The sequence below is a fragment of the Nocardiopsis potens DSM 45234 genome (assembly GCF_000341105.1).
Taxonomy (GTDB): Bacteria; Actinomycetota; Actinomycetes; order Streptosporangiales; family Streptosporangiaceae; genus Nocardiopsis_A; species Nocardiopsis_A potens.
In genome coordinates this window covers 1-12385 of the sequence record NZ_ANBB01000052.1, presented here as the reverse complement: position 1 = coordinate 12385, position 12385 = coordinate 1, and the positions used below count along the sequence as shown (strand labels likewise).

Below are 12385 nucleotides of genomic sequence, written 5' to 3'. Positions count from 1 at the left end.
GGCCCTTCTCCCGTCTGCGGGGGGGCTACTCCGGGGAGGCCTGCATCAGCGACCGGGCCGCCTCGGTGACGCTGCCGGACAGCGACGGGTAGACCGCGAAGGTGTGCGCGATCTCGTCGACGGTGAGCCGCTGCTGCACCGCGATGGAGACGCCCAGGATGAGCTCGCTGGCGCGCGGGCCGACGATGACGCCGCCCAGCACGATCCCGGTGTGCTGCCGGCAGATCAGCTTGACGAAGCCGTCCTTGCTGTTGTTCATCTTGGCCCGCGGGTTGGTGTCCAGCGGGAGGTTGACGATGCGCGCGTCCACCTTGCCGCTGCGCACGTCCTCCTCGGTGGCGCCGACCGAGGCCAGCTCGGGGTTGGTGAACACGGTCGCGGCGACGGTGGACAGCTTCAGCGGGGCGACCGCCTCGCCCAGCGCGTGCCACATCGCGATCCGGCCCTGCATCGCGGCGACCGAGGCCAGCATGTTCACCCCGGTGCAGTCGCCCGCGGCGTACACGCCCGGAGTGGAGGTGCGGGAGACCCGGTCGACCTGGACGAAGCCGCCCTTGTCCAGCCGGACCCCGATCTCCTCCAGGCCGAGGTTGTCGGTGTTGGGGATCATCCCGACGGTCATCAGGCAGTGCGTGCCGTCCACCGTGCGCCCGTCGGAGAGGGTGACCCGCACCCCGTCGCCGGTGTTGACCACCGACTCGGCGCGGGTGTTGCCGAGCACCCGCATGCCGCGGCGGCGGAACACGTCCTCCAGCACCTCGGCGGCGTCGGCGTCCTGGGTGGGCATCACCCGGTCGCGCGAGGAGACCAGGGTGACCTGCGAGCCCAGCCCCTGGTAGGCGTTGGCGAACTCGGCGCCGGTGACGCCGGAGCCGACCACGATCAGCTCCTCCGGGCGCTCGTCCAGGTCGTACAGCTCGCGCCAGGTCAGGATGCGCTCCCCGTCCGGGCGGGCCGAGGGCAGCTCGCGCGGGTGGGCGCCGGTGGCGACCAGCACCACGTCGGCGTGGATCCTCCGGTCGCCGACGGCGACGATCCGCGGGTCGACCAGGCGGGCCTCGCCCTGGACGATCTCCACGCCCTCCTTGACCAGGCGGGCGGCGGTGTCCTCGGACTGCGCCCGGGCCAGCCGCTTGACCCGCTCGTTGACGGCCTTCATGTCCACGCCGACGCTGCAGTCGTCCTCGGAGTTGACCGTCAGCCCGAGCCGGCCGGCGTCGCGCACGTAGTTCGCCCGGACCGACGTCGCGATCATCGTCTTCGAGGGCACGCAGTCGGTCAGCACGCAGGCACCGCCGACGCCGTCCCGCTCCACGACGGTGACCTCCGCGCCGAGCTGCGCGGCGACCAGTGCCGCCTCGTACCCCCCGGGACCGCCTCCGATGATCACGACCTTCGTCACGTCTCTTCCACTCCCTTACCGAGGCGCCGCACGGATCTTGGCCATCCTGTGTCGCCCTCCCATTGTCGGCCATGCTGAGGTGGGGTTTCACACCGACCGCTCCGGTTCCTCCGGTGCCCGGCCGCCGGAAGGGCGCCCGGAGGCGGCTCCGGCATCCGGAATACACACCCCGGCGTTGCGCTGGGCGACCGAACGGCCACCCACGGGTAACCTCCCGAGATGTGAGCGAATCCACGCACGATCGCCCCATGGCCACCACCGCCGCCGCCAAGGAGCGGGCTTCGGCGGCCGCCGAGGAGCTGACCGCGCGCACCGGCGCGGACTCCTTCGACGCCGCGGTCGTGCTCGGGTCCGGCTGGGGCGTCCTGGCCGACCGGCTGGGCACGGCCGACACCGAGGTCGACGCCGGCGAGCTGCCGGGCTTCACCGCGCCGAGCGCCCCGGAGCACTCCTCCCTGGTGCGCAGCGTGTGGGTGGGGTCCAAGCGGGTCGCCCTGTTCGGCGGGCGGGTGCACCTGTTCGAGACCCGCGACCCGCTGCTCGCCGTGCACGCGGTGCGCACCGCGATCGCGGCCGGCGCGCGCACCGTCGTGCTCACCGGCTCGGCCGGGTCGCTGCGCACCGACTTCGCGGTGGGCCAGCCCATCCTGGTCCGCGACCACGTCAACCTGACCGGCTCCTCGCCCCTGGTCGGGCCGGACTTCGTCGACCTCACCCGGGCCTACTCGGCGCGGCTGCGCGGCCTGGCCCGGGAGGTGGACCCGTCGCTGGCCGAGGGGGTCTACGCCGAGATCGCCGGGCCGCAGCTGGCCACCCCGGCGGAGCTGGCCATGATCCGCGCCTCCGGCGCCGACCTGGTGGGCCACTCGCTGGCGCTGGAGACCATCGCCGCGGTGGAGATGGGCGCCGAGGTGCTGGCGCTGGCGGCGGTGAGCAACGACGCGGTCGCCTCGGTGGTGGAGCCGTTCGACCCGGGCCGGGCGGCCGAGGCCGCGCGGCACTCCGCGGACCGGACCGCGCCCCTGCTGCACGAGCTGCTGATGCGCTCCTGACCCCCAGCGCAACGTATAAGAGGCAGAAAAGCCTCCGGGAGGAGGGCCGCCGCTCCCCTCCGCGCGAGAGAGCGGCGTCCCTCCTCCCGGAGGGGCGCGGTGGAGGCCCGGCCGGCCCGGAGGCCCGGCACTGCGTGGCGAGCAGCATCCCGAGGCCGAGGGATGACCGTACCGGCCGTCCCGGGGCGGCGGAGAAGGCCTCCGCGCGAGCACGCGGCCCGAGGGCTCGGGGACCGATCCCAGGTGTCCCCGACCCGGCACGGGTGGCGATCCGGGCCGGCCGCGCGCATCCGCTATTCAGTTGGATCCGCACTGCCCGCGGAGGAGGGCGGGTCCGGTGATCCGCGCGAGCACCGGACCCGCCGTCCCCCTTAGGCATGCCTTACCTAATCAGTACTGCGGCGCGCAGTCAACCCTTTCCAGGCCCTCCGTTCAGAAGAGCACCAGGATCACCAGGAGCAGCGCCACCGGGCCGGCCAGCGCGCCCACCGCGTCCGGCGACCAGACCGGCCCCACCGGGGCCGCCTCCCCGGCCCCCGCCGACGGGCGGGCCTTCTGCCGCTCGGCCAGCTCGCGCAGGCGGAGCGCGTGCAGCTCCACCGGGCGCATGGTGCGCGGGTCGCCGTCGCCGATCGGGTCGCCGTCGGCCAGCCCGCCGGCCCGGCGCAGGTTCTCCCGGACCTTGGCCCGCTTGGTCTCGCGCAGCGCCCAGGAGCGCACCACCGTGTCCCCCGCGTGCACCCGGAGCACGTCGGTCACGTCCGACCAGGTGAACGCGGACCAGGGGACGAAGGTCTCGCGGAGCGGGTTGACCACGCGCACCCCCTCCTCCGAGGGCGCCACCCGGGGGCGCAGCCAGAGCACGTAGACGCCGCCGACGGTGATCAGCAGGACCGCCGCGGCGACCAGCGAGGAGGAGTCCCGGCCGCGCACCGCGAGGTCGACCAGGAGCAGTCCGGCCAGGACGATCCAGGCCCAGGAGAGCAGGCGCGGCACCGGCGCGGTGAAGGGTTTCATGGCACTCCGTCTCGTCCCTACCTCACCGCCCCGCCGGCCGCCCACTTGAGTTCGGCGAACCCGGGTTTGATCCGGCCGTTGATCAGCGCCAGCCGCTCATCGAACGGCAGGAAGGCCGATTTCATCGCATTGACGGTGAACCACTGCAGATCATCCCAGTCATACCCGAACGCCGACACCAGTCGGGCGAACTCCTCGGACAGCCCGGTCCGGCTCTGCAGCCGGTTGTCGGTGTTGACGGTGACCCGGAACCGCAGCCGGCGGAGCAGGCCGATCGGGTGCTCCTCGATCGACGGCGCCGCCCCGGTCTGCACGTTGGAGCTGGGGCACATCTCCAGCGGGACCCGCTTGTCCCGGACGTAGGAGGCGAGCCGGCCGAGCCGGTACCCGCCGTCCGGGTCCGGCTCGATGTCGTCGGCGATGCGCACCCCGTGGCCGAGCCGGTCGGCCCCGCACCACTGCAGCGCCTCCCAGATGGACGGCAGCCCGAACGCCTCGCCGGCGTGGATGGTGAAGTGCGCGTTCTCCCGGCGCAGGAACTCGAAGGCGTCCAGGTGCCGGGTGGGCGGGTGGCCCGCCTCCGCGCCGGCGATGTCGAAGCCGGCCACCCCCGAGGTGCGGTAGCGGACCGCCAGCTCGGCGATCTCCCGGGAGCGGGCGGCGTGCCGCATCGCGGTGAGCAGGCAGCCCACCCGGATGTCCCGGCCGCGCCCGCGCGCCCGCCGGACGCCCTCCTCGAAGCCGTCCAGCACCGCCTGCACCACCTGGTCCAGGCCGAGGCCGCCCTCCAGGTGCTGCTCCGGGGCGAACCGCACCTCCGCGTAGACCACCCCGTCCTCGGCCAGGTCCTCGGCGCACTCGGCGGCCACCCGGAGCAGCGCCTCCCGGCTCTGCATCACCCCGACGGTGTGCGTGAACGTGTCCAGGTAGCGCTCGAGCGAACCGGAGCCGGCGGCGGAGGCGAACCAGTCGGCGAGCGCCTCCGGCTCGGTCTCCGGCAGCGCGCCGTACCCCGCCTGCTCGGCGAGTTCCACGACGGTGCGCGGGCGCAGCCCGCCGTCCAGGTGGTCATGGAGCAGGACCTTGGGGGCCCTGCGGATGCGGTCCAGGGTCGGCTCGTGGCTCATGCCGCCCAGCATGCCAGCGGGGCGGCCCGCGCGCGGCTACATCAGCGCGGCGTCGGCCACCTCGTCCCGGCCGCCCGGCCGCTCGCACTCCCACAGCGCGGTGAGCGCCGCGGCCGCCATCAGGTGCACGCCGACGCCGATCGCCCGCTCGTCCACGTCGAAGGTGCCGCGGTGCAGGTCGAGCATGGGCGAGGTGGAGTCGACCGGGTGGGTGCCCAGCCGGGCCAGCGCGCCGGGGACGTGCTCCAGGTACCAGGCGAAGTCCTCGCCGCCCAGGCTCTGCGGGGTGGACTCCACCGCCTCCGGGCCCAGCGCCTGCCCGGCGGCGTCGCGCAGCATCCGGACGCTGACCGCCTCGTTGACGGTGGGCGGCACGCCGCGCCGGTAGTCCATCTCCACCGTCGCCCGGTACGGCGCCACCACGCTGTCCAGCAGCTCCTTGAGGATGTCCGGGGCGGCGTGCCAGGCGTCGTCGTCCAGGCAGCGCACGGTGCCCTCGGCGACCCCGTCGTCCGGGACGGCGTTGGGCGCCGACCCGGCGCTCACCCGCCCCCACACCAGGCTGAAGCCGGCCCGGGGGTCCACCCGCCGGGAGAGCGCCGCGGGCAGCTCGGTGACCACCTTGGCCAGCGCGTACACCAGGTCGGCGGTGAGGTGCGGGCGCGCGGTGTGCCCGCCCGGCCCGGACAGCCGGACCGCGATCCGGTCGCAGGCCGCGGTGATCGCCCCGGTGCGCAGCCCCACCTGGCCGCAGAGCAGCCGCGGGTCGCAGTGCAGGGCGAAGATCCGGTCCACCCCGTCCAGGCCGCCGGCGTCGATCACCGCGCGGGCGCCGCCGGGCAGCTCCTCGGCGGGCTGGAAGAGCAGCCGCACCCGGCCCGGCAGCGCGCCGGCCCGGGCCTGCTGGGCGAGGAACAGGCCCGCGCCCAGCAGCGCCGTGGTGTGCACGTCGTGCCCGCAGGCGTGCGCCGCACCGGGGACGGTGGACCGGTAGGGCACGTCCTTCTCGTCGGTGAGCGGCAGCGCGTCGATGTCGCCGCGCAGCGCGACGGTGGGCCCCTCGCCGGAGCCCACGTCGCAGATGAGGCCGGTGCCGTCGGGCAGCCTCCGCGGTGCCAGCCCGGCGGCGCGCAGCCGCTCCTCCACCCGCTGGGTGGTCCGCGTCTCGGCGAACGCCAGCTCGGGGTGCATGTGCAGGTCCCGGCGGAAATCGATGAGACCGCGTTCATTGCGCGCGAGAAACGCGGTCAGCTGATCCCGCAGATCACGTCCCTGCATGCGTTGTCCCCCTGTTCGTCGGCGTTGGCGGTGCGGCGGCGGTCCCGCCGCCGACCCGGTCTGTTCCGGCGGCCGGTCCGCCGATCCCCTCGCGGAACTCCGCGATCAGGGTGTCCACGACGTCGTCGAGCGTGCCGCCGTCGCGCACGACGGCGCGCTGGCGCTCGTAGGAGGCGCCCTTGTCCAGCACCTCGGAGACCACGTCCAGATCGTCGGCGCAGCCCAGTCGGGCGGCCACCGGTTCGAGCTCGCGCACGAGCTCGTAGAGGTCGTCCCGGAGCGGGACGGTGGACCCGCGCTCATCGGTGATGATCCGGGCGTCGAGGCCGTAGCGGGTGGCCCGCCACTTGTTGTCGTTGACCACCCAGGAGGGGCGGCACGGCAGCCGGTAGCCCCGGTCCAGCAGGTTGTCGAAGTGGGTGACCAGGCTCTGGGTGAGCGCCGCGGCCATCCCCACCTCGCGCAGCGTGGGGATCCCGTCGAACATCCGGATCTCCACGGTGCCCAGGTCGGGGTGGGGGCGCACGTCCCACCAGACCTCCTTGATGCCGGCGATGGTGCCGGCGCGCAGCAGCGTCGCCATGTAGTCCTCGAAGGCCGCCCAGTCCGGGAGCACCGGCGGCGGGCCGGAGGTGGGCAGCGCCCCGAAGACGATCGACCTGCTGGAGGCCAGGCCGGTGTCGTGGCCGTTCCAGAACGGGCTGGAGGCGGTCAGCGCGAGGAAGTGCGGCAGGTGCCCGGCGAGCGCGTTGACGATCGGCACCGCCTTCTCCGCGGAGCGCACGCCCACGTGCACGTGGACGCCGAAGGTGAGGATCCTCCGGGCCAGCCACTGCATCTGGTCCACCAGCTCGCCGTAGCGCTGCACCGGCGACATCGCCTGGTCCCGCCAGTCGTCCAGCGGGTGGGTCCCGGAGCAGATGGCGGCGGCGCCGCGCGGCTCCAGCGCGCCCTGCAGCCGGCGCACGCTCCCGGCGAGGTCCTCCCGGGCCTCCTGGACCGTCTCGCAGACGCCGGTGACGACCTCGACGGTGCACTGCATGAGCTCGTGGCGGAGCGGCGGGGCCGACGGCGCCTCGCTCAGGTCGGGCAGTTCGGCGAGCACCTGCTCCGCCTCCTGCCGCAGGTGGCGGGTTTCCACGTCGACGAGCTGGAGTTCCCACTCGACGCCGAGGGTGGTGCGGTCAGAGGCGTTGAATTCGATTCCCACGATCGTCCTCCGCACGGTTGTCCGGCCGGCGCGCACGCCGTTAGAGGCACCATAAGCGAGAGGGACCGGCATACCGCCAGTGCTCCTCATCGCTTTCAACTCCTCAGGACACAGGACCGCGGAGGAAGACCGAACGCCGTGAAAAGGCGGCCCGCCGCGCTTCGAGGATTACAGATTCACCCCGGCCCCGCGGCGGATTACGGCGATCGCGGCCCGCTCGGTTCCCGATCCGTTCACCGCGGGCCGCCGGGCGGCACGGATCTTCTGCCGGTGCCGCTTTCCTCACGCTATACGATTCGGCCCTGTTCGGTGGCGAAGTGACCGATACGTGATCTGCGGAATACCGTCATTTCCCGCGCCGGGAGCGCAGCCACCAGGCCGCGCAGGCGGCGCCGAGCAGCGCCGCCGCGGCCGCCGGCGCGACACGCCGGAGCCGCTCCGCCCGGCGCCGGCGCGGCGCGTTCCGGTCCGCCCCGGAGGCCGTCCGCGCCGCCGGGCGCGCCGCCTCCGGCCGCGCCGCCCCGGCCCTCCCCTGCGGGGCGCGCTCCGCACCGCCCACCACCGCCAGCCCGGACCCGGCCGGCGCCCGCCCGACCGGCAGGTCCACCGGGACCGCCCCCTGGTAGGGCGGCGGCACCGGAAGCCAGGTCGCGGTCCAGGCCGCCGCGAACATCACCATCCGCAGCACGATGTTGAGCCAGACCAGCAGCCCGACCAGCACCGCGAAAGAGGCGTAGAGGGGGTTGGCCAGGGTGCCGCCGATGAGCAGCGCGCCGGCCGCCTTGAGCACCTCGAAGCCGACCGCGGCGAGCAGCGCCCCCCGCCACAGCAGCCGCCAGGGGCGGCGGGTGCCGGACAGCCGGGAGAACAGCACCAGGAAGATGAGCAGGTCGGCGCCGATCGCGATGGCGAGCCCGAGCAGCCGGGTGGCCGCCGCGGCGGTGAACGAGCCGTCCAGCCCCACCCAGCCCAGCAGCCAGCCGGTGGCGGCCTGGGCGACGCCGGTCAGCGCCACCGAGGCGAGCAGCGCCCCGCCCAGCACCACCGTGACCGCCAGGTCGACCGCCTTGGCCACCAGGAAATTCGGGCCGTCGGAGACGCTCTTCAGCCAGATGGTGTGCAGCGCCTCGCGCAGCGCCCCGACCGCGCCCAGCCCGGTGTAGGCCAGCCCGATCAGGCCGATCGCCCCGGCGCCGGTGCGGGCCCGGGCGATCTGCTCGATCGGCAGCTGCTCGGAGAGCCCGGGGAGCTGCTCGTCGATCGCGGTCTCCAGATAGGAGCGCGCGTTCGGGTCCACCTCGACCGCGTAGCCGACCACCGCGAAGGCCAGCGCGATCAGCGGGAAGAAGGAGAGGAAGGCGAAGTAGGTGACCGACGCGGCGAGCTGGTTCCCCCGCCGGTCGGCGTAGCGCTCGTAGGCCCGCACCAGGTGGTCGAACCCGGGCCTGCCCCGGCGCAGCGCCCAGTAGGTCTCCATGGCCCGCTGCCGGTGGTGCCGCACCCGGTCCCGCAGCCCGCCCGTCTCCGCGCCGACCTCCCCCACCTCCCCGGTTCCCTGGAGCGAGCGTAGCGACGCCCCCTCCCGGGAGGAACCCCGACACTCCCGGGCGTGTCGCCCCCAGGGGAGGCGCCGGCCCCCTGCTCCGCCCCGTCGAGGGACGGCCGCTCTCCCCAGCCCAGCCCCCCCGGCCCCGCACCCACCCTGTTGAGCCCCGCGATGACGTCGAGGCGGGCGCGACCGGACCGGGCGGGGGTGGGGCCGGGGGCGGCTCGGGGCATGGCAGAGGCACTGCGGCGAGGAGAAACCCCCATCAACGATCTAGAATCGGGCCGTGCCGCAGCTCAGAGCCCGATCGAAGCCGACCTCTCCGCCCTCGGGGACGGAGCCGGAGGCGTACGCGGCGGAGATCGCCGCGGTGTTCACCCGGATCCACGGGCGCGGGCCGGAGGGCATCTGGTGGGCCCCCGGGCGGGCCGGGCTGCTGGGGGACCTGTTCGGCTGCCCCGCCGGCCCGGTGCTCCTCTCCGCGCTGCCGTGGGGGGTGGCGGCCGCCGTCTCCCGCACCCGCGACGGGTCGGTCGAGGCGCGCACCGCCGACGGGCGCCGCTCCCGCCGCCTGGCCCGGCGGGCCGCGGCCGCGCTGCGCGCCGCCGTCGCCGCCGGCCTGGCCGAGCCCACCGACGGGGTGCGGGTGCTGGTCGGCTCCACCCTGCCCGCCGGCGGCGGGCTCGGTGCCGGCCCCGCCCTGGAGTGCGCGGTGCTGCTCGCCCTGGCCGAGACCGCCGGCTCCGGCGCCGACCGGAAGGCGCTGGCCCGCGCCGCCCCCGCCTCGGCCGAGCGCGGCGCCGTGCTGCGCTGCGCCCCCGGCGCGGTCCTCTCCATCGACCTGAACAGCGGCCGCGGCCGCACGCTGCCCTTCGACACCGCCGCGTCCGGGCTGGTCCCGCTGGTGATCGGCGCGGGCGGGCCCGGGCCCCGGCAGGCCCGGCGCACCGCCCGGCGCCGGCTGGCCGAATGCGGCCGGGCCGCCGCCCGGCTGGGCGTCGAGGACCTGCGCACGATCGAGGACCTCCCCGGCGCGCTGCGCGAGCTGCGCGACCCCGCGCTGCGCGGCCGGGTGCGGCACGTGGCGACCGAGGCCAACCGGGTGCACGCCGGGGCCGGGCTGCTGCGGGCCGGCGTCCCCGCGGAGCTCGGCGCGGTGCTGACCGCCTCGCACCTGTCCATGCAGGGGCCGTTCGCGGCGACCACCGCAGAGGTGGACCTTTCGGTGCAAAGGGCCGTAGGCTCGGGCGCGCGGGGCGCCCGTACCGCGGGCGACCGGATCGGCGGCGCCGTGGTCGCGCTGGTCGCCGAGGACCGCACCGAGCGGGTCCGCGCCGCCCTCCCCGGGACCTGGGCGCAGACCGCCCCTCCGTCGGACGGGGCCCGCCGGCTGCGCTGAGACCGCCCGCGCCCGGGCCTCCGAGCCCCCCGCTCCGGAGGCCCCGCCCTGTCGCCGACCCCCTGGAGTCCCCTCAGATGCCCCTTCCGCACCGGTCCCGCGCGGCCGCGGCCACCGCCGCCGCGGTGTTCCTCACCGCCCTGGGCTCCGCCGCGCCCGCCTCCGCAGCCGGGTACAACGGCGTCTGCGGCGCCGGCTACAAGGTGGTCAACTCGGCCGACCTGCCGGGCGGCGCGGGCACGGTCCACCTCGCCTACAACGGCTCCACCGGGAAGAACTGCGCGGTGAGCGTCCGCGCCTCGAAGGGCGCCGCCGTCCCGATGGACGTGCAGCTGGCGCTCGCCTCGGACCCGGACTCCGCGGTCCTGGACAGCGGCGAATTCACCTCTTACGCGGGCCCGGTCTATCTGAAGGCCCAGGGCTCCTGCGTGACCTGGAGCGGAATCATCGGGGACCAGGCCGCCGGGAAGGCCGGGACCAACTGCGGATGAGCCGGCCGGGGCCGGCGGGCCTTTCCGGGCCGCCTCCCGCCCCCTTCGCCTCCGCCGCCGCGACGCCTTTCCGGGTGCCCGGTTCCGGGTGGCGGCGCGGCCCGGTGGCGGATCGAAAAGGTCCCAAGGGCGGAGGAATCGAACCCGAATACCATGAGCCGAGTCGGATCGGGTGTACAGAGGCATCCGGCCGATCCTGCGAACGGGATGGACGAGCAGAACAATGGCGCACGGGCCGAACGACGCCGAGCGCACCGGAGTCTTCCGGCGCGGTGACGACGGCGGGTACGACGAGATCGAGAAGCTGTACCGGCCGCCGACCAGGCGCACCCCCTCCGGCTCCGGTGGCGGCGGGGAGGGCCGGCGGAAGAACGGGAGCGGTGAGCGGAGCGCGGAGCGCTCCACCGCCGCGGGCGGCCGCGGCGGCCGCTCCGGCGGGCACGGCCCGGGCCGGGTGTACGACGGCTCGGGACGGCGGCGCCGGGAGCAGGAGCGCCGCCGCCGGATCTGGCGGAACGGCGCCGTGGCGGCCCTGGTCGTCGTGCTGCTCGTGGTGGTCGTGTTCCCGGTGGGCATGTACATCTGGGCCGACGGCCGGCTGGACCGGGTCGAGGCGCTGCCCGACTACGAGGGCCGCCCCGAGGACCAGCCCGGCACCACCTTCCTGATCGTCGGCTCGGACAGCCGCGAGGGCCTCAGCGACGACGACATGCAGGACCTGCGCACCGGCCGCGCCGAGGGCAAGCGCACCGACACGATCATGGTCCTCTACGTGCCCGAGGACGGGAAGCCGACCATCCTCAGCGTGCCCCGCGACTCCTACGTGCCCATCCCCGGCATCGGCGAGAACAAGATCAACGCGGCCTTCGCCGAGGACCTCGGCGGCGGCCCGTCCACCCTGGTGCAGACGTTCGAGCAGGCCTCCGGGGTGCGCATCGACCACTACGTGGAGATCGGCTTCGCCGGCTTCGTGGACATCGTGGACGCGGTCGGCGGGGTGGAGATGTGCCCCGAGGAGCCGATGGAGGACCCCAAGGCCGGGCTGGACATCGAGGCCGGCTGCCAGGAGATGGACGGCTCCACCGCGCTGGGCTACGTGCGCACCCGCGCCTCGGCCCGCGCCGACCTGGACCGGATCCAGCGCCAGCGGGAGTTCTTCAGCGCGCTGATCGGCAAGGCCACCGACACCTCCACGCTGATCAACCCGTTCCGGTCGGTCCCGCTGGTCTCCGAGGGCACCGAGACCTTCGACGTGGACCAGGACGACCACCTGATGGACCTGGCGCAGATGGCGCTGGCCATGCGGGACAAGCCCACCACCTCGTCGATCCCGGTCGGCTCCACCCCGACGCTGGCGGTCGGCTCGGTGGTGCTGTGGGACGAGGAGGCCTCCGGCCGGATGTTCTCCGCCATGCAGAACGGCGAGCAGATCCCCGAGGACGTGCTCCGGGACTGAGCCGCGCCGCCCGCCGGGCCGCGGCCGGGGCGGGGGAAAGAACGAGGGGCCCGACGCTCATCGAGCGTCGGGCCCCTCTCTGTGACGTTCCGCACCGCGCGCGCCTACCCCCCAGCGGGCGCACGGCCGGCACGTCGTCTTCGGGAGACCGGTTCCGGTCTCGACCTCGACACTGTCGAGGCTAGTGGAGCGGGGCTCAACGCCCCCTCCAGACAGGTACAACTCTAGGCAATGTTCGCAAACTACGCGAACGTTCGGCGTGTGGCGTTCACCCCACCACGAGCGGGAACTCCGGTGCGGTCACGCTCCGTCCCCACGTGGAACATCATTGCACCCGCGCGGCCCCCGCGGGCGGAAACCGCGGAACCCGCCCGCCCCTCCCCGATGATCTTGACGCTGCGGGGGTA

The 12385-nt window shown here is 74.8% G+C and carries 10 protein-coding genes; 4 read left to right on the top strand and 6 right to left on the bottom strand.

Annotated elements, in window-relative coordinates; translation table 11 throughout:
- Positions 1 to 25: 25 nt before the first annotated feature.
- Positions 26 to 1402 (bottom strand): NAD(P)H-quinone dehydrogenase, encoded by a 1377-nt coding sequence (locus D459_RS0121265; protein WP_017595026.1) that lies wholly within the window; start codon positions 1400 to 1402, stop codon positions 26 to 28.
- Positions 1403 to 1650: 248 nt separating this feature from the next.
- Here D459_RS0121265 and D459_RS0121260 point away from each other — a divergent pair, with 248 nt between their 5' ends.
- Entirely contained in the window at positions 1651 to 2454 is an 804-nt protein-coding gene (locus D459_RS0121260) for a purine-nucleoside phosphorylase (protein WP_017595025.1), read from the top strand.
- 432 nt (positions 2455 to 2886) lie between these two features.
- Here D459_RS0121260 and D459_RS0121255 read toward each other — a convergent pair whose 3' ends face one another.
- The 5 genes from D459_RS0121255 to D459_RS0121235 form a co-directional block, all read right to left on the bottom strand.
- Entirely contained in the window at positions 2887 to 3471 is a 585-nt protein-coding gene (locus D459_RS0121255; RefSeq protein WP_017595024.1) for a PH domain-containing protein, read from the bottom strand.
- A 17-nt stretch (positions 3472 to 3488) separates the two neighbouring features.
- On the bottom strand, positions 3489 to 4598 hold the full coding sequence (locus D459_RS0121250; RefSeq protein ID WP_026120620.1) for an adenosine deaminase: 1110 nt from the start codon (positions 4596 to 4598) through the stop codon (positions 3489 to 3491).
- A gap of 36 nt (positions 4599 to 4634) precedes the next feature.
- The gene (locus D459_RS0121245) at positions 4635 to 5876 is read right to left on the bottom strand and encodes an amidohydrolase (RefSeq protein WP_026120619.1); all 1242 of its coding nucleotides are present in this window, start codon (positions 5874 to 5876) and stop codon (positions 4635 to 4637) included.
- The gene (locus D459_RS0121240; RefSeq protein WP_017595021.1) at positions 5863 to 7086 is read right to left on the bottom strand and encodes a glutamate--cysteine ligase; all 1224 of its coding nucleotides are present in this window, start codon (positions 7084 to 7086) and stop codon (positions 5863 to 5865) included. The genes D459_RS0121245 and D459_RS0121240 overlap by 14 nt, the downstream gene beginning before the upstream one ends.
- Positions 7087 to 7432: 346 nt before the next feature.
- Positions 7433 to 8629 (bottom strand): YihY/virulence factor BrkB family protein, encoded by a 1197-nt coding sequence (locus D459_RS0121235; protein ID WP_241485090.1) that lies wholly within the window; start codon positions 8627 to 8629, stop codon positions 7433 to 7435.
- A gap of 289 nt (positions 8630 to 8918) precedes the next feature.
- Here D459_RS0121235 and D459_RS32330 point away from each other — a divergent pair, with 289 nt between their 5' ends.
- From D459_RS32330 to D459_RS0121220, 3 genes are all read left to right on the top strand, one after another.
- Complete coding sequence (locus D459_RS32330; protein WP_017595020.1) at positions 8919 to 10031, top strand: GHMP family kinase ATP-binding protein; 1113 nt, start codon at positions 8919 to 8921, stop codon at positions 10029 to 10031.
- Positions 10032 to 10108: 77 nt separating this feature from the next.
- On the top strand, positions 10109 to 10522 hold the full coding sequence (locus D459_RS0121225; RefSeq protein ID WP_017595019.1) for a hypothetical protein: 414 nt from the start codon (positions 10109 to 10111) through the stop codon (positions 10520 to 10522).
- Between the two features lie 223 nt (positions 10523 to 10745).
- Positions 10746 to 11978 (top strand): LCP family protein, encoded by a 1233-nt coding sequence (locus D459_RS0121220; RefSeq protein WP_017595018.1) that lies wholly within the window; start codon positions 10746 to 10748, stop codon positions 11976 to 11978.
- Positions 11979 to 12385: the final 407 nt, after the last annotated feature.

What these genes read in the sequence shown, in the direction of transcription:
- D459_RS0121255 (WP_017595024.1), bottom strand. Translation starts at nt 3,471, where the DNA reads ATGAAACCCTTCACCGCGCCGGTGCCGCGCCTGCTCTCCTGGGCCTGG.
- D459_RS0121250 (WP_026120620.1), bottom strand. Translation starts at nt 4,598, where the DNA reads ATGAGCCACGAGCCGACCCTGGACCGCATCCGCAGGGCCCCCAAGGTC.
- D459_RS0121220 (WP_017595018.1), top strand. Translation starts at nt 10,746, where the DNA reads ATGGCGCACGGGCCGAACGACGCCGAGCGCACCGGAGTCTTCCGGCGC.
- D459_RS0121245 (WP_026120619.1), bottom strand. Translation starts at nt 5,876, where the DNA reads ATGCAGGGACGTGATCTGCGGGATCAGCTGACCGCGTTTCTCGCGCGC.
- D459_RS0121260 (WP_017595025.1), top strand. Translation starts at nt 1,651, where the DNA reads ATGGCCACCACCGCCGCCGCCAAGGAGCGGGCTTCGGCGGCCGCCGAG.
- D459_RS0121225 (WP_017595019.1), top strand. Translation starts at nt 10,109, where the DNA reads ATGCCCCTTCCGCACCGGTCCCGCGCGGCCGCGGCCACCGCCGCCGCG.